Annotated in this window: 15 protein-coding genes; 8 read left to right on the forward strand and 7 right to left on the reverse strand. The window is 46.8% G+C overall.

The features are described 5' to 3' along the window. The first annotated feature begins 4 nt into the window (after nt 1-4). Both H6G00_RS18320 and H6G00_RS18325 read left to right on the forward strand, forming a co-directional pair. Entirely contained in the window at nt 5-355 is a 351-nt protein-coding gene (locus H6G00_RS18320; protein WP_190797852.1) for a hypothetical protein, read from the forward strand. A gap of 141 nt (nt 356-496) precedes the next feature. Further along, on the forward strand, nt 497-1,372 hold the full coding sequence (locus H6G00_RS18325) for an SDR family oxidoreductase (RefSeq protein WP_190688513.1): 876 nt from the start codon (nt 497-499) through the stop codon (nt 1,370-1,372). 12 nt (nt 1,373-1,384) lie between these two features. Here H6G00_RS18325 and H6G00_RS18330 read toward each other — a convergent pair whose 3' ends face one another. Together H6G00_RS18330 and H6G00_RS18335 are read right to left on the reverse strand one after the other, a co-directional pair. Beyond that, complete coding sequence (locus H6G00_RS18330) at nt 1,385-3,136, reverse strand: GGDEF domain-containing response regulator (protein ID WP_190797853.1); 1,752 nt, start codon at nt 3,134-3,136, stop codon at nt 1,385-1,387. Between the two features lie 14 nt (nt 3,137-3,150). After that, complete coding sequence (locus tag H6G00_RS18335) at nt 3,151-5,700, reverse strand: PAS domain S-box protein (RefSeq protein ID WP_190797854.1); 2,550 nt, start codon at nt 5,698-5,700, stop codon at nt 3,151-3,153. Nucleotides 5,701-6,283: 583 nt separating this feature from the next. Between H6G00_RS18335 and H6G00_RS18340 the strand changes: the two genes are divergently transcribed. Then, on the forward strand, nt 6,284-6,760 hold the full coding sequence (locus H6G00_RS18340) for a DUF4079 domain-containing protein (RefSeq protein WP_190643308.1): 477 nt from the start codon (nt 6,284-6,286) through the stop codon (nt 6,758-6,760). A 218-nt stretch (nt 6,761-6,978) separates the two neighbouring features. Here H6G00_RS18340 and H6G00_RS18345 read toward each other — a convergent pair whose 3' ends face one another. The 3 genes from H6G00_RS18345 to H6G00_RS18355 form a co-directional block, all read right to left on the reverse strand. Next, entirely contained in the window at nt 6,979-7,617 is a 639-nt protein-coding gene (locus H6G00_RS18345; protein WP_190797855.1) for a pentapeptide repeat-containing protein, read from the reverse strand. A gap of 71 nt (nt 7,618-7,688) precedes the next feature. Continuing rightward, complete coding sequence (locus H6G00_RS18350) at nt 7,689-9,143, reverse strand: DICT sensory domain-containing protein (protein WP_190797856.1); 1,455 nt, start codon at nt 9,141-9,143, stop codon at nt 7,689-7,691. Between the two features lie 46 nt (nt 9,144-9,189). Then, nucleotides 9,190-10,800, reverse strand: a complete 1,611-nt coding sequence (locus tag H6G00_RS18355; protein ID WP_190797857.1) for a photosystem II high light acclimation radical SAM protein — start codon at nt 10,798-10,800, stop codon at nt 9,190-9,192. A 522-nt stretch (nt 10,801-11,322) separates the two neighbouring features. Between H6G00_RS18355 and H6G00_RS18360 the strand changes: the two genes are divergently transcribed. Both H6G00_RS18360 and H6G00_RS18365 read left to right on the forward strand, forming a co-directional pair. Then, nucleotides 11,323-11,664, forward strand: coding sequence for a DUF1830 domain-containing protein (locus tag H6G00_RS18360; RefSeq protein ID WP_190643312.1), 342 nt, complete (start codon nt 11,323-11,325; stop codon nt 11,662-11,664). 248 nt (nt 11,665-11,912) lie between these two features. Next, nucleotides 11,913-12,350, forward strand: a complete 438-nt coding sequence (locus H6G00_RS18365; RefSeq protein WP_190643313.1) for a DUF4079 domain-containing protein — start codon at nt 11,913-11,915, stop codon at nt 12,348-12,350. A 71-nt stretch (nt 12,351-12,421) separates the two neighbouring features. Here H6G00_RS18365 and H6G00_RS18370 read toward each other — a convergent pair whose 3' ends face one another. Then, the gene (locus tag H6G00_RS18370; RefSeq protein WP_190643314.1) at nt 12,422-12,709 is read right to left on the reverse strand and encodes an STAS domain-containing protein; all 288 of its coding nucleotides are present in this window, start codon (nt 12,707-12,709) and stop codon (nt 12,422-12,424) included. A 214-nt stretch (nt 12,710-12,923) separates the two neighbouring features. Here H6G00_RS18370 and H6G00_RS18375 point away from each other — a divergent pair, with 214 nt between their 5' ends. Together H6G00_RS18375 and H6G00_RS18380 are read left to right on the forward strand one after the other, a co-directional pair. Beyond that, nucleotides 12,924-13,541, forward strand: coding sequence for a hypothetical protein (locus tag H6G00_RS18375; protein WP_242042338.1), 618 nt, complete (start codon nt 12,924-12,926; stop codon nt 13,539-13,541). Nucleotides 13,542-13,556: 15 nt separating this feature from the next. Continuing rightward, nucleotides 13,557-14,321 (forward strand): ATP-binding cassette domain-containing protein, encoded by a 765-nt coding sequence (locus H6G00_RS18380; protein ID WP_190643315.1) that lies wholly within the window; start codon nt 13,557-13,559, stop codon nt 14,319-14,321. 7 nt (nt 14,322-14,328) lie between these two features. On the opposite strand, the gene H6G00_RS18385 is transcribed toward H6G00_RS18380, so the two are convergent. Then, on the reverse strand, nt 14,329-15,096 hold the full coding sequence (locus tag H6G00_RS18385) for a response regulator (protein WP_190643316.1): 768 nt from the start codon (nt 15,094-15,096) through the stop codon (nt 14,329-14,331). A gap of 504 nt (nt 15,097-15,600) precedes the next feature. Here H6G00_RS18385 and H6G00_RS18390 point away from each other — a divergent pair. After that, complete coding sequence (locus H6G00_RS18390) at nt 15,601-15,843, forward strand: DUF6761 family protein (RefSeq protein ID WP_190643317.1); 243 nt, start codon at nt 15,601-15,603, stop codon at nt 15,841-15,843. Nucleotides 15,844-16,236: the final 393 nt, after the last annotated feature.

The following is a 16,236-nucleotide window of genomic DNA, read 5'->3' on the forward strand; positions in this document are numbered from 1 at the left end:
TGTTATGGATAAGCAAAACAACAATCAAATTAAACAACCAACACAACCAGAAGACGTTAAACCAGAGCAGAAAAAAGCGATTAAGGAAGAGATGCGTAAGGGTGGAAAGCACCTGACAGCTAACCCTGGCGATCGCATTTCCGATGAACCTCAAACCATTGAAGAAAAAGCACAACAGGTCGCTGTAGATACTGCAGATATTACAGGTGATCACATCACCGTTCCAACTTATTTCATCGTAGATGAACCGGATGGCGAAAAGAAAGCTCTACATCATGTAAAAGATGCAGAAGAGATTTCAGATGTCATTCGTCAAGCTCGTGTCGATGAAGATGGTAACCGTGTCTGGTGGTAAGTAAAGACAAGTAGTCCTGAATTACTTAGAGTTTCAGTAGTGAGTTTAATTTGCACTACTGGAACTCTTAATTGGTGTGCATGCCAAAGTGAATGTTTGAATAAATTGCAGTTTAGTTCCCAATAGTTAGGATATAAAACAATGCCTCAGAAGCAGAAAACTAAGGAAAAAGCGCAGCAACCCCCTCAGCATCAGGAGCAGCAACCTGGAAGCGAGGAGGCAATGAATCCTAAACCTCAAGCTCAAGATCCAAGCTATCAAGGCAGCAATAAACTCAAAGATAAAGTTGCTTTGATTACGGGTGGTGATAGCGGGATTGGGCGTGCTGTTGCACTTGCTTTTGCTAAAGAAGGAGCAAAAGTCGCGATTGCCTACCTAAATGAACACGAGGATGCTGAGAAAACAAAACAGCAAGTTGAGCAGGAAGGTGCTCAGTGTGTCTCAATGGCGGGCGACATTGGAGACGAGCAGTTTTGTCAGCAGTTAATTCAGCAAACTGTCGACGAATTTGGACAAATCGATATCCTGATCAACAACGCTGCCGAACAGCATCCGCAAGATAGCATTGAAAAGATTAGTGCAGAGCAACTAGAGCGAACTTTTCGGACTAACATCTTCTCAATGTTTTATCTCACCAAAGCTGCTCTGCCTCACCTAAAAGAAGGCAGTGCGATCGTTAACACAACTTCTGTCACCGCATATAAGGGAAGCCCTGAACTGCTGGACTATTCTTCTACAAAAGGTGCCATTGTTGCGTTTACTCGCTCTTTGTCTCAAGCATTAGTCGAGAAAAAAATCCGAGTGAATGCAGTTGCTCCTGGTCCGATTTGGACACCTCTGATCCCTGCGACTTTCCCTGAAGATAAAGTAGAAAGCTTTGGGCAGCAGGTGCCGATGAAGCGAGCCGGGCAGCCAGAAGAAGTTGCTCCAAGTTACGTGTTTCTAGCGTCAGATGACTCATCCTATATTACTGGACAGGTGATTCATCCCAATGGCGGTACTGTGGTCAACGGCTAATTCATCTAAGGATTAGTAAATTTGCGAACTTAGGGTTTGACGGTGCAGTAGTTCGGTGAATGCTTCTGCTGACACTGGTGGACTAAACAAATAGCCTTGCGCTAGATCGCAATCATGTTGGCTGAGAAATGCTAGTTCTGCGGGGGTTTCTACGCCTTCTGCAATTACCTGTAGCTGAAGTTGGTGTGCCATTTGAATGATTGCAGTTGTAATTGCACCGTTTTTGGCATCCTGGCTAATGCTTTTAACAAAAGTGCGATCGATTTTTAGAGTATTAAAGGGAAATCTTTGTAGATAACTTAGGGAAGAATAGCCTGTGCCAAAGTCATCTACAGAGACTCTAATGCTTAGCGATCGCAATTGTTTTAAGGTTTCAATAGCGGAGTCAACATCCTGGACTAAAGCACTCTCAGTCAACTCCAAGTCCAACAGAGCAGGGTCAAGCCCAGTTCGCTGAAGTGTTCGGGCGATCGCCTCGCACAATTTGGGTTGCCCAAACTGATGTGCCGACAAATTAACAGCAATTTGGAGATTGTCAAATCCCTCAGCCTGCCACAACTTCGTTTGCTGGCAGGCTGTTTGTAGAACCCATGCCCCGATTGGAACAATCAGACCTGTAGCCTCAGCCAAGGGAATAAATTCGGCTGGTGAGATCATTCCTCGTTGAGGATGTTTCCAGCGCAGCAAAGCCTCTGCACCTGTGATCATTTTTGTCTTGAGATTAATCTGAGGCTGATAGTAGACTTGAAGCTCTGAACGTTTTAACGCATAACGCAAATCGGCTTCAATCGCAAGTTGGTCAGATGTAACTTTGGTTATTGGTCGATAAACTTTGAACTGACTACTGCCCTGGCTTTTAGCCTCGTGCATGGCAATGTCTGCATGGCGAATCAGGGTATCGATATCATTCCCATCTTCGGGATAGACCGCAATTCCTAAGCAACCTGTTAAGAAAACTGTTCGCTCCTGTACCGTAAAAGGCTGGCTCATGGCCCATAACAAGTTTTGAGCAACACGGGCGATCGCTGAATGAATGTCTTGGGTTTGAGATAATTCCAAGCCCATTGTCCCCAAAACGATGGCAAACTCGTCATCTCCCAAACGAACAACTAAGTTCCTAGAGCCAACAAAAGCTTGCAAACGTTCTGCCATCGTCCTAAGCAGATAATCGCCTAGTTCATATCCTAATGTGCTATTGACTCGGCGGAACTGACTGATATCTAGATATAAAACTGGAATGGGTAAATGAACTCCATCAGTTTCAGCTAATACCTGATGAAAGCGTTCACTTAGCATCAGTCGGTTAGGCAAACCCGTTAGGCTGTCATAGTAAGCGAGTTGGTTGAGAGACTCAGTTGCTTGACTTAAATCGGTTGCATATCGATGAGAAAAGGCTTTTCGTTTAGCCAAGCGTGTGGCGATCGCACCCAACAGTTCCGAACGAGTAAAAGGTTTAGTTAAATAATCATCAGCACCCAATTCCATACCATACCGCAAATCAGACTTGGTTGCCTTTGCTGTGAGAAAAACAAACGGTACTGTCTCTGTTATGGGCTGCTGTCGCAGAGCCGTTAGCACCTCATAGCCATCTAGCTCTGGCATCATGACATCGCACAGAATCAGATCTGGTAACAGTTCCCGAGCAAGCCGTATTCCCTCAGGGCTGGTTTCTGCGGCAATTACCTCAAAACCCTCTACTTCAAGTAGCTCAATGATGCAGGCTCGGACATCTAGTCCGTCTTCAATCACCAAAATTTTGGCCATAATCTTTATCCTGTTTACCTTCCAACTGATTGACCCAAAGGAAGGCGAACCGTAAATGTTGTTCCCACTCCTACCTCACTTTGTACCGCAATCTGTCCACGGTGCAAGTCTACACACTGTTTAACAATAGATAGCCCTAACCCAGTGCCGCCAATTTTTTCAACATTGGTTGCTCGATGAAAGGGCTCGAACAATTTAAGTTGATCTACTAGAGGAATACCAATGCCTGTATCCTGCACCTTAAAAACCGCTTCTTCTACTTGAGTTAAAAGTTCAAATCGAATCACTCCACCCTTCGGCGAGTACTTGATTGCGTTGCAGAGCAAATTACCAAAAATATGTTGAAGCAATTTTTCATCCATATAAACCTGCTCCCCATTTCCCTGACTTATGTAGGCAATGGAGTGTTGGCTACCCTCATCGGGTTGTAGCTCCTCTACCAAATTTTGGCAAAAGTGCCCTAAGTTCACCAATTGGGGATTAAACTCTAGTCTTCCCGATTCGGATTGTCCCAGGAACAACACATTTTCTAATAGCTGGGTAATACGTTGAGTAGAGTTTTGAATTCGCCGAAAATAAATTTGCCTCTTTTCCTCGGTACACCGTTGCCCATAGGTTTCTAGGAGCTCGGCTGACAAAACAATGCTGCTCAAAGGTGTACGAAATTCGTGGGACACCATCGAGATGAAGTCAGATTTGAGTCGATTCAGTTCTCTTTCTTTGAGCAGCGATTTACGAATTTCGCCTTCTGCCTGTTTGCGTTGAATGAATAAGCCCAACTCTGCTGAAGCAGAAATTAACTCAATGAGTCGTTGGTCTTCTTCACGTGCTTCAAACATGTAAAACACTAGAACTGCTAGCACGCGATCGTTTGCCACAATCGGGATACCTAGAGCAGCTTTGAGTCCTGCATTCAAAGCGAGCTTAGCCCGCAGATAAACGTTGCTAGCTTCAGTTGAAACATCCCGGCACCACTCTGGGTACTTGGCTGCCCAAACTCGACCTGGGAGACCAACTCCAAGTGGAAAAACAAACTCCCGACTTATAGTTCTAAACTCAGTCAAACCTTCTACTTTGCTGTACCAGACAGGACTACATTCGAGGACCGATTTTTCCGCATTGGGAACCCATGCTTCTCCAATAGCCCAAGTTGTTGCTTCACAAACTTTTTGCAGCGCTACCTGAAGCGCCGAGTGAAAGTCTTCTGACTCAAGAATCGCTTGAGTCATAGTTTGGAGTAACTTAGACTCCTGCTCTGCTTGCTTCCTTAAGGTAATATCTTCTGCAATACCAGCAAAGCGATAGACTTCACCTAATTCATCTCGAATGGGAAAGGCGCGATCGCGGATCCAACGCACAGTCTGGTCAGGGCGAACCACGCGATATTCTGTTTCCCAGTCCTGTAGTTCTTGCTCTTGAACTAAGTTTGCTACGTGCTCACGATCTTCTGGGTGGATAGACTCTATCCAAGTCTGCGAGTTAGCGTAAAGGCTTTCACAGCTACGTCCCCAAATCATCTCGTAAGCAGGACTGACATAGATGAGTTGGCTGCGATTTGAGCTAGTGATCCAGAAAACTTCACCGATATTCTCAGCGAGCTGACGAAACTGTTCTTCACTTTGGCGGAGGGCTGATTCTACCTGTTTTAGGGCGCTGACGTCGCGACAAACCGTAAGGACAAACTCAACCTTGCCTTGGCTATCAAACTCTGGAACTAGACGAGACTGGTGATATTTTGTACCTACTGGTGTAGAAAACTCAAATTCAATAGTTTTGGATTGCCCTGTTGAGAAAACGTCCCTCAAGGACCTCTCCCACATCGCTATAGTGTTCTGAGATCCCCATACTTCTCGGTTTGTACGACCAATCAAGCAAGCGGGCAACAAGCCAGTTGCTTGAGTGACAGCAGGATTAATGTAAAGATGTCGCAGGTCTCGGTCAAAGCGAGCAATCACATCGGGGGAATGCTCAACCAAAGCTCTAAATTCTTGCTCTCGCCGACGTAGCGCAATTTCTGTTTGCTTACGCTCTTCGCTTTCTCTCAGGGCTATTTCTGTTTGCTCTGCTTGTTCTAAACGCTTGTGTAATTTTGTTTGATAGAGGGCGATCGCCATGTATTTTGCAGCTAGCTGCACTAAATCTAATTCTGCTGCTGTCCATTGACGAGGACGGTTGCACTGATAAAGGCTGATTTCTCCTAGATAAGATTGATGACAGACCAGCGGGACTATAACTGTGGCACCAATCTCACTAGTTTGAATAAATTGCTGAATTTCTGGGGAAAGGATGGTGTCGAGGCGATCGCACACTACTGCATCTCCCTCAGTTAGCTGTAGCTGAAAATGAGATTGGAGGCAGTGGGTATCCGCAAAAAGATCGGTTTTTGGGGTGGCTTGACTAATAATTACTTGTCCAGCACCCGGTCTAACTAACAGACAACAACTAACATTTAGAGCTAGATGTAGTTGATTGACGGTAGCTTGCAGTGCCTCGTCTGTTTTTCGTAAACCCTGAAGAGCTTGAAGAATAGGTTGAGTAATTGCTGTCTGTTGTGTCTGGTTCATAACCGGATCAAAAGTAAAGCTGCCCTGTTAGGGAAGTTCAGAAAAATTGAACAGGTTTTGAGTGCCATTGAGCATTTCTACTTAGACCTCTTTGCACTTGAGCATCTGGAAACCGACAAAACTTGTTGAGTCCTAATCCTTCACTTAGTTATCCCAAATATTGAGCAAAGCTAACCTCTGAGCTCTGCACTAACTAGATGACTAATCACTATGTTGAAGAATGTCCTAAAACGGAATCTGCTCGTAGTTTGGGGTTAAGAATTTTTGGATTAAAGACTTAGAAAAGACCTGGACGGAACGAAGGCAGCGATCGCCCATCCAGATAGCCAAAACTTACTCTTCCACCTGTACTGAACTGATGTGCGAGAAGGATGTGACATCTATCACAAAGTCTCATATTTTTAGACGTTTCTCTTAAACAAACTTTTTTGATGTGAGGGGTAATTTTGCTAGGCAATATTCGTATCAGAACAAAAAGCTGAGAAATTTTAGAGTTTCTTTAGAAATGTGCTGAACTAGCTTGGTTTTATGAACGAAAATGTACTAACTTTTATAAAGTTCCTTAACCGCTCTTAAATGCTTTATGAGTCTAGATATCCCTGAGTCTATTAAACCCTGGCTTAACTTTGTTCACCCTGTGATTATGTGGGTGCTGTTGGCGATCGCCATCTATGCGCTCTACTTAGGCTTTCAAATCCGTCGTACTCGCAAAGCTGAGGGAGATGCCAAAAAAGAACTGATTAAAGGAAAATTCAACATTAAGCACTACCAAATCGGTTCTGCTTTACTTGCCTTTATGGTCATCGGTACGATTGGTGGGATGGCAGCAACTTACATCAACAACGGAAAGTTGTTCTTTGGACCCCATCTACTGGTTGGTTTGGGAATGACGGGTTTAGTCGCTACCTCTGCTTCACTCTCTCCTTTCATGCAGAAAGGGCAGGATTGGGCACGCTACACTCATATCCTGCTCAACGTTGGGCTGTTAGCTTTGTTTGGCTGGCAGGCTGTTACAGGAATGCAAATCATTCAGCGCATTTTGGAGAACATGACGGCATAGAGCATCTCTAGCGTTCTATCAGCGCTGGCGATACCGATTTAAACCGATTCCGCGACACATTAATCTCTCTAGGGGCGCACTACGGTGCGCCCCTCCCGTATCTGCAGTATCTTTAAATCAAATCAGTATGAAAACGAAGTCCTTAAATTCTTGAGTGAAGAAGTGAAGGCAGCTGTGTCTCCACTTTTTAATGGCAGATCACTCCAGAAATAGGAGTTTCAGGTAGTCGGGGTCAAGGCTGTACCGATTAGACAAGCTCCTGAAAAGCTAGTGCCGCTCAAGTTCGTTCCCTCTAGGTCAGCACAAAGCAAATTTGCCTCAGTTAAATCAGCACCAGCTAGATTAGAACCTCGCAGATCGGCCTCTTCTAAATTGGCTGCACTTAGGTTTGCACCGCGCAGGTCAGCTTGATTGAGATTAGCACCTTGAAGATTTGCGTTACTTAGGTTCGCGCCCCGTAGATCGGCACTCCGCAGATCAACTCCTTGAAGGTTGACACCCATCAGGTTTGCGCCACTGAGGAACGCTCCGGCAAAGGTTGTTCGGGCTAGCCGAGCTTGCATTAGATTGCAACCACGCAGATTGCTGCCCCGTAAATCGGCTTCGGTCAAGTCTGCTTGCATCAGGTTTGCGCCCAGAAAGTTTGCTCGCAGATCCGAGCCGATGAGCTTAGCGCCAACCAGATTTGCTCCGTCGAGCCGCCCTCCTCTGAGATCAGCGTTGCTAAAGTCAGCGCCTACGAGATTAGCACCTGCCAAGTTTATCCCGCTCAAGTCGGCACGAGTCAGGTCTTCATCTTCCAGATCAACTCCTGCTAGCTGTTTAAGTTTTCCTATACGAACTGCTTCAATATCCATGGCTATTTACACTTTGCTATTCACAGGAACTGGGTTGACAGGTAGGTTAATGCAGGGAATGCATCCGTAATCTATTGACTGACTTTAAGGGAGGCATTCTGTTCTGCTTCGCTGTAGCTGTCTAAGTTGAGCAAATTTTCTTCAGAGTGGGAATCTAACATCCACAGTCCTGCAGCAATTTTAGGTAGAGAGATGGGCAGGTCTATGCCTTGATGAAGTCCACTGACTAGAAGCTGCAAGGCTTCCACAATTTTAGGGTCCCAGCGATCGCCCTGTTGGGTCTGACATTCACTCAATGCCCTCGATAGGCTGTCTGAGCTATCCTCTGCTCGAAATCTTGCTAGGTAGTGCTGAAATTCTGCTACCAGTCCCAAAATTCTGGACTCAACCGGAATTTCGTCTCCAGCTAGTCCGGCAGGTTGACCAGAGCCATTCCACCACTCGGTTTGATGCGTAATGATAGTGGCGATCGCTCTGAGCCGCTGCATTTTTCTTAGCACCTGTGTTCCAGGCACGAGTGGACAGCTAAGCGGTACGCCAGGAGCGTCATCGTAGTGAACTGTTCCAGATATCAGGTCACTCTCAAAGGTTTGTAGAAAGGCCATTCGATGCAGCAACCCCGCTAGACGTAGTCGGTGTAGTTGCCATGCGGGAAGATCTAATAATTGACCCACTACTTCTGCAAGGGTCGCTACCTCTGCTGCTGCCATGGGATTATTCACATCTGACTGGTCGATCAGTTGTGCAACCCGCAGGTAGGCCTGCAATTCGTTAGAAACTAGATTGTTGTCTAGCCCCTGCTGGGCATTTAGAGCATAGCTAGTGGGCTGTGACAAGTTTTGCTGGCTAGTTTGCAGATAGTCCACTACCCGGAAAACAATTTCACCCAAGTTGTCAGCGGATGGCTGGTTCCAGCGTGCTTCCTGGTTCTGAGCCAAGGTGGCGATGGCTTCAACTTGACTGGCCAGAGCTTGCTGTAGCTCTGGATCGTAGCGGTAAATGTGAGCGATCGCTAGCTCTGCTGTTTCTAGCACCAAACTCGGCTCAAACGTCCAAAACCCATAAAACTTGCGCTCTAGATCGTTCTGGGGCACTCCAGCAGCACCATAGTCTGCCTCGGATAACTCCTGACACAGCACCATCGCTGTGTAACTGGGCGACAAAATGATCAGGTGCCATTCTTGCGCTACTGGGTCGGTTTTGTCTAGGTCTACCAGAGCGACGTTCGATCGCTGGCTAGTCGGGTGCTCCGCAAAACCTGTGCCAGCCGCCGCCATAATTACGATTTGACTGGCTTGATCGGCAATTTCGCCGTAGCGATCGGCTTCTTGTAAATACCACTTTCCTTGCTGAAACGCTGTAATCACTAGGGGCGCAGAGTCAGAATCAAGGATGGCATCTTCCAACGCATGGCAGAGTGCTACCAGTGTATTTTTGTAATACACGCCAAAATTGAGTGGTCTTTTCCCGGTTTTTTCAGATTGGTGGGCCGATCCTAGCTTTTGTAAAATTGAGCCTTGTAACATGCCAGCGGTTAAATGAAGGATTTACAACGTTGAAATATCTCTTGATCTACGATATGGCAGCTAATTGTCGATCGGAAGTGGCGATCGGTGCACTCAAAGCCTCTTCTAGATCAGCAACTCCTAACCGTTCTTCTAAGATTTTCATGACCTCTCGTCCAAAATCATTAGGATTGCGCCGCCAAGCTTGCAGGCAAACTTCCCCGAAAAAAGAGCCAAGTGGTTCTGGGTTCCAGAGTAGCTTTTTGGCTACCCAAGGTAAATGAATTGCCAAAGGGTCATAGCCTTTCTTAAGGATGTCGTGTTTAAAGGCGTAATCTTCTAAGTGAGTGTGAGGTTGGAGTCCGATAAAGAAAATAGCAGGCTCTACTTTGTCTACTCCGAAAATGCGCTCTAGCTCACGGTGATAGGCGATCGTCTGCCGAATCGTGTCAAAGGTTTCGTCGATCACATTAAATGAGTAATTTACAGAAACCAAATCGTTGAATCCGGCCGCTTTCAGGTCACGGCAGTTTTGCAGCACAGTTCGCAGGTTGTAGCCCATCCGCATCTTCCGAACAAGCTCCTGAGAACCGCTGGTGATGCCGATCTCAAAGTAGTTCATGCCTGTTCTTGCCATCAGGTCGCACAGTTCTGGGGTTAGGTTATCTGCTCGAATGTAAGCAGCCCAATGAATATCTGTCATACCCGCATCCAGGATCTTTTGCAGTAGCTCGACTGCGTCATCCATAAACCGTCGTGCTGGAATGAACTGAGCATCAGTAAACCAGAAGTTTCGCGCACCCCGGTCATAAAGCTGGCGCATCTCCTTTACCACTTCATCGGCAGGATTGATCCGCACTTGCTTTCCTTCAACGACGGTATAAACGCAGTAGCAGCAGTTGTGGGGACAGCCACGCTTGGTTTGTACGCCGACGTAGAAGTCGCTTTCTTGCAGGTAGTATTCAAACTCTGTCCAGATGCTTGCGATGTAGTCGTAATTACAAGCAGTTTTCTCAATGGGATCAGGCTGCTCGTGAACCATCCGTTCACGGGGAGTTGTCTCGCCGACGACATAGCAACGCTGATCGGAAAAGTCTTGACCTTGCAAGAGCCGCTCCAGCAGAACTTCTCCTTCACCGACTGAGATGATTGAGCCTTTTGGCAGCATTGTACCTAGCTGCTCATAGAAGACACTAACAGCTCCGCCACCCACGACTATACGAACGTTGCTCTGGTGTTTCCTGGCTCGCTGTAAGCCCCGCCTGATCAAGTTTGAGTTGCGCTGAAGCTCTACAAGATAGGAGGTTGCCATCCGTAGCCCGCCGATCGCCCCTCGTAGCCTGAGTAGCGGGTTACGAGCGTAATAAAACTCAAAAGCGTTTTGCAACGGGTTTCCGCCCCGCCCACCTACGGGAGCATAGATCTGGATGTCTCGCCAGGAGAATACCAACAGCGTTGGCTGAAACTCATCGATGCAAGCATCTAGAGCGGAGCTGAAGTCTAAAGGCGGTACAGTGCCTAAGTCAAAAATTCGCTGGGCGACGGTTGGAAACAGTTTGTGAACGTGGTCAGCTAGGTAAACTACACCAACCGGAAAGATTGGATTACAGGGTAGCCGCACGTACAGAATTCGATCTTCTGAGAAAACTTTGCTTAACGGTAGCTCTTGCGGGTTCATTAGCAGTCTAAGGCGCTATTGACAGTAAACAGAGGAGAAATCAGCAATGGAGAAAAATAACCAGGATCTGAAAAGTTTGGATCAAGTGAGAGCTGAAGATTTTGATTGGTGAGTCTAGCCTAAGAGCGATCGCTTCCCATCTTCACGACCAGAGTTTGTTTTGGTAAGATTCTGAAAACTAATTTATATAACTTTACGATACCACTGACTCTCGGCTGTTGCATGATGCTCAAAAATAATCCCGAATTGGAGTATGCTCATCCTCGGAGGCAAATTGCAGACTCAGCCAAAGCTCAGACGAATTTACCCTTATTAGATAGTTGGTTCGCGTCTGGGTCGAAAGAATAGCCGAAGATCGTTTGGAACCGCCAAACTCAAGCACTTTAGGTAACTTGACTTGAATCTGATCTGTGGAGCATCAGGCACTGGGGGGTTGGTAGTCGGGTTTACAGCAGCAGGGATCGCGGAATGTTAATGTTCCGATACGACCCTTAGTTCCGGTGCAAAGCTCCTCCCACAGTCATGGCACAAATCTTTGATCCCCTACCTTCCGATAGCTCAAGCCAAATCCTTTGCTGCTACGTGAATGCAACGAACAAGATCCAGATTGTCCGCGTGACCAACGTTCCTAACTGGTACTTTGAGCGCGTAGTTTTTCCAGGACAGCGTTTGGTGTTTGAATCCCTACCTCACGCTCATTTGGAAATTCATACTGGCATGATGGCTAGTGCGATTTTGTCTGATCGCATCCCGTGCGATCGCCTCCAAGTCGAAGAAGAAATAGAAGAGGAACCTGACCTAGTAGAGACAGAGGCGATCGCCACCCTGGCGATTGAAGAGCCTTTGGCAAAAGTTACGTGTTGATGAAAAAATCTAGAAAGCCAGTAGAGATTTAAGCAAACGTATCCCTACAGTGGGTTTTGAAAGGTCTGCTTAGGTTAGGTGTGCTTTCGCAATTTTTTTAGGATCATTATCTATAAAAGCAGGCAGAAATAGCAGTTTCCTATGCATGTGAGGTGTTAGGGTATCCATCCTCCAAGATTCATGCTTCGGTTTTAGTGCGAATACGAACCGCTATAAGATTATAGGAAGCTGTCTCTCGAATCCGTCCCTTGAATCTACCCTCCTTCCTTTGGTTGTGGCGCATTGCAGCTTGGTCAATGGGATTATCCCTGTTGGCTTATGTTCTGCTAGCGGCAACTGGAACCTGGCTTTTTTACAGTCGTCAGCAGCGGCAAGGACGACCTAAGTGGCTGCGCCCTCTCCATTACGGAATAGGAGGGACGATGGTTGTGCTAGTCTTGCTGCTGCTGGCGGTCGGTTTAGTTGGTACAGTTGGTTACTACGGCAATCTAGGACATTCTGTACATTTACCAGCCGGACTGACTGTGGTGGCGTTAACACTGCTCTCAGCTTGGAGTGCAACGCAAATTAGTCCAAAACACCCCTGGGCACGCCCGCTCCACATCGGTACTAACATCACTCTCCTACTAGGTTTCGTTGCCGTTTCGCTGACGGGCTGGAACGTTGTGCAAAAGTATTTACCCTGACCCGGATCTCAAATGGTTGAGGGCGAGACGATTAACCTCTCACCCTCAATCACTGAATGTGTATATAGGCTTTATTTGCGGCGAAAGTGTTTTAATACCCCTGCCATTTCTAAGACAACTTTGACTTGAGGGCTAACCCCGCGTAGCGTCATTCGAGCGTGACGCGCCCTAGACTTGATCAACCCTTCAAGCAAAACATTGGCGCTACTGGGTTCAATGAACTGGGTTTGAGTCAGGTCAAGCACGATGGAGATGCCTTCTTGAATCTTCTCTTCCAAATCTTGTGCAAGAAAAGGAGCTGTCCAAGCATCAACCCGTTTTGGTACACGAACTGTCACTAATGCATAGGTAGAGGTCATAGGAGGAGTAAATAGGTAATGAGGTTAGATAATTCGATATAACTGGATGGACCGCTGATCTAGCATCGGTGAGATTCTGTCTTTCTTTGCTGGGTGAAGTAGGGTGTTCTGGTGAAAATACTAGTTCGTTAACATCAGAACTCCGTAAATCTGCTCGTTGAGTTTCGGAGTCTTGTTAAAGTTTGCTCTTTTTTCCTCATTGTGTTGTGCTTCCATGAATCAGCCTCAGCTTGATCCAACTCAACCCCCTAACCTTCAAACCTCTCGCCAAACTGCGGCTAATCAACAAGCCGAATTAGTGCTAAGAATTTCACCATTAATTCGGCTGACGCTAACGTTGCTATACCTGGCACTCACCTTACCGCTGCCGTTTTTAGCACAGGTAACAGCGTCTCCTGTGCCGCCCCAACTATTGATAATAGGGCTGGTAATCGGCTGGCTAGGACTCTACGCAGCCTTGAGTGAGGGCGTGATTTTGAACGATCAGGGGATTCAAGTTGCATACCCAGGCTGGGTCCCCAATTTTTGGCGAAAGGGATGGTCTCTGCCTTGGTCAGAGGTGAAAGCGTTAAAGCCTCGTTCTACCGGGCAGGGTGGGCTAGTTTATTATTTCTTGAGTCAGTCGGGAGAAGCCTATCTACTGCCTATGCGAGTGGCTGGATTTGCCAAGCTAGTTGAGCGAGTGCAAGCTGAAACGGGAATTGATACGACGGATGTTCGCCCTCTGGCGCAACCCTGGATGTACCTAATTTTGTTGGTATTTACGCTGTTGTTGCTGATAGTCGATGGCTGGACAATCTGGACTGCCTTGCTTCAAGGAAACTTAATTTAATCGCAATTATTACGGATGCCCAGTTCAGCTCGTTCAGGTTCTACTCAACTGCGACTACAGCAAGTCAGTCTGGTATCTGGCATAGGTTCACAATGTCTTTTACAAGATATTTCCTGTGAAATTCTTCGCGGCGATCGCATTGCTTTAATCGGCCCGTCCGGGGCAGGCAAAACGTCTTTGCTGAAGTTGCTCAATCGGCTAAGTGAAGTTACTCAAGGGCAAATCTATTTTGGCGATCGCGAGATTCGACAGATCCCGGTCTTACAGTTGCGGCAGCAAATTATGCTGGTGCTGCAAGAGTCTAAACTTTTGGGAATGACTGTGCGAGAGGCGCTGATGTATCCGCTGCGGCTGCGGGGCATGGAGCGCTCCCAAATGCAGCAACGGGTTGATGAGTGGACTGAGCGCTTGCACATTCCTCTAGAGTGGCTAGACCGGACGGAGCTACAGCTTTCTGTAGGGCAACGACAGCTTGTAGCGATCGCCCGGGCTATGGTCGCTCAGCCTGAAGTGCTGCTGTTAGATGAACCTACCTCTGCCCTGGATGCGGGTCGAGCGGCTTACGTGGTTAGCGTTCTATCAGACTGGGCTAAATCTGGTCAAATGACGATTTTGATGGTGAACCATCAGCTAGAGTTAGCTGAGCAGTTTTGTACCAGAGTGCTATATCTGCAACAGGGCAACTTAGCTCAAGACTTGGATGCCGAAAAGGCAGACTGGAACGACCTGAAACAGACTTTAATTCAAGCCGAGGCTGAGATAGCTAAAGAATGGGAGTAGTCCTGTTTCAGCGGCTTTCCACTACTTTTGATAGCGGACGTATGGCATTCTTTGAGACGGAGTGGCGATCGCCCGGTATTCCGTTGGAGCCCACTACTTCGACGTTGAACCGATAGCCCACGTTACGAACTGTCTGGATCAGGTTAGGCTGCCTGGGATCGACCTCAATTTTTTTGCGTAGCGAAAGAACATGGGTGTCAACCGTACGATGGTTGTCGATGGCGTCAGGCCAGGCTTTCCGCAACAGCTCTGAACGGCTGAGCGGCAAACCTCCTGCCTGGGCTAAAACATAGAGCAGACTAAATTCCTGAGGAGTTAACTCAATTAGATCGCTTTTAAAGCGAACTCGACGCTGGATCAGGTCTATCTTTAAATCGCCGTAGTCAAGCAAAGCTGGAGCAGCAGTTGTGCGGCTGCGTCGAGTCAGAGCTTCGACTCTAGCTAAAAACTCCTGCATCCCAAAGGGCTTGGTTAGGTAGTCATCGGCACCCGCACGTAGCCCATTCACGATGTCTGCTTCAGTATTTCGGGCAGACAGCATCAATATTAATGCCTGCTGCTGCTGTTGAAGCCAGCGACAAAACTCTAACCCATCTCCGTCCGGCAGCTCAGAGTCCAGGATCACCAGCGTTGGTTGACGATTGTGAAACACCTCTCGGGCTTGATGAATGTCAGCCGATTGATGAACCCAATAGCCTACTTGCTGCAAGTGCCAGCCGAGCAGCGATCGCAAATGAGGATTTCCCTCAACAATTTGGATGCAAACAGATCCCACAATGCTAAGCTTTCCTCGAAGTCAGCGGATTTAAGGTTATCAGAGCAACTGTCAAGGTTTTGTAACTGCTGCTACCCTACCCGTCACTGTATCTCCGAGCTATTACGTTCTGTAGCTTAAATATTTGAGCTGGAGATGTAATGTCCATTTGGGCATAATCCAATTGAGGGACGGTGGATAGAAGCACCTGAGGTTAGAATGAATTTAGTGGATTAGCTCTACCAAGGTTACTTAATCTCCGTTTTGCTGGCGCTCGCGCCTCACAACTCATCCTACTAGCTGTCAAAAAAGTGTGTTTCTACCAGTCCGCCAATCCCTGTAGTTTAGATAGTAAAAAATCAGCTTATTAGCGGTTACTTGTTTACGATTGCCTATTTACGATACATTCAAAGGACCAAGTCAGTGCCCGCCCTATACTCTGACCTCTGCTCCGTCAAGACCTGCTTAAGTATCTGTCTGAATAAATTTTGTGTTTACAAGGTATAAGAATCCTCACCACTAACTATGCTTCGAGACACTCAAACTATTCGCTACTACCAGAGAATCACTGATGCTCTGGCTGAACAGTGGAACCGGGGTTATCGTTTTGACGACCTGCGGCTCTACCTAGACGGCTACCTGGCTGCCTTACGTCATAGCAACGCAATTGAGCCTTATTTAATTCACCGTTTAGAAGAAGAAGCCACTCGATATCTGTACGATCCGTCTAATTTTGAGGTTCCACAGTCAGAGCCAGATTATTACTAAAAAGGTCCTCAGATCCTAAATCTGCAAAAATTAAGCGGGAGTGTAGCACTGCTACACTCCCGCTTAATTTTGCGGCAGAATCTAAGGCATTTGTAAAGTAGTGAAAACAAACAGTAACTTTTAAGTACTTCCTTTACGTATTCTCTGGATGTCATCGCATAATTTGATCACAGCTTCTTAAAAAGTTCAGCAAAAGTTAACTTACGCTCTAAGAAATTCTCAAGCAATCCTCTTTCAAAGAACGGTCTTCTTAAATAGATTCTTTGTAAACGAACTTTGATGGCTAAGGGGCTGAAGGAGCTGCTCACATTGGCAAAAAGCAGTCTATTTAGGAATTACAGGTGGGTGTGGGAGTGAGGAAATGTAAATTGTTTCCTTCCTTTTTAGGAGTGC

The organism is Leptolyngbya sp. FACHB-541, from assembly GCF_014695875.1.
Taxonomy (GTDB): domain Bacteria; phylum Cyanobacteriota; class Cyanobacteriia; order Elainellales; family Elainellaceae; genus JAAUTN01.

Bases quoted from the DNA above. Each gene is read 5' to 3' on its own strand.
- H6G00_RS18320 (WP_190797852.1), top strand. From the start codon at position 5: ATGGATAAGCAAAACAACAATCAAATTAAACAACCAACACAACCAGAA.
- H6G00_RS18325 (WP_190688513.1), top strand. From the start codon at position 497: ATGCCTCAGAAGCAGAAAACTAAGGAAAAAGCGCAGCAACCCCCTCAG.
- H6G00_RS18330 (WP_190797853.1), bottom strand. From the start codon at position 3,136: ATGGCCAAAATTTTGGTGATTGAAGACGGACTAGATGTCCGAGCCTGC.
- H6G00_RS18335 (WP_190797854.1), bottom strand. From the start codon at position 5,700: ATGAACCAGACACAACAGACAGCAATTACTCAACCTATTCTTCAAGCT.
- H6G00_RS18340 (WP_190643308.1), top strand. From the start codon at position 6,284: ATGAGTCTAGATATCCCTGAGTCTATTAAACCCTGGCTTAACTTTGTT.
- H6G00_RS18345 (WP_190797855.1), bottom strand. From the start codon at position 7,617: ATGGATATTGAAGCAGTTCGTATAGGAAAACTTAAACAGCTAGCAGGA.
- H6G00_RS18350 (WP_190797856.1), bottom strand. From the start codon at position 9,143: ATGTTACAAGGCTCAATTTTACAAAAGCTAGGATCGGCCCACCAATCT.
- H6G00_RS18355 (WP_190797857.1), bottom strand. From the start codon at position 10,800: ATGAACCCGCAAGAGCTACCGTTAAGCAAAGTTTTCTCAGAAGATCGA.
- H6G00_RS18360 (WP_190643312.1), top strand. From the start codon at position 11,323: ATGGCACAAATCTTTGATCCCCTACCTTCCGATAGCTCAAGCCAAATC.
- H6G00_RS18370 (WP_190643314.1), bottom strand. From the start codon at position 12,709: ATGACCTCTACCTATGCATTAGTGACAGTTCGTGTACCAAAACGGGTT.
- H6G00_RS18375 (WP_242042338.1), top strand. From the start codon at position 12,924: ATGAATCAGCCTCAGCTTGATCCAACTCAACCCCCTAACCTTCAAACC.
- H6G00_RS18380 (WP_190643315.1), top strand. From the start codon at position 13,557: ATGCCCAGTTCAGCTCGTTCAGGTTCTACTCAACTGCGACTACAGCAA.
- H6G00_RS18390 (WP_190643317.1), top strand. From the start codon at position 15,601: ATGCTTCGAGACACTCAAACTATTCGCTACTACCAGAGAATCACTGAT.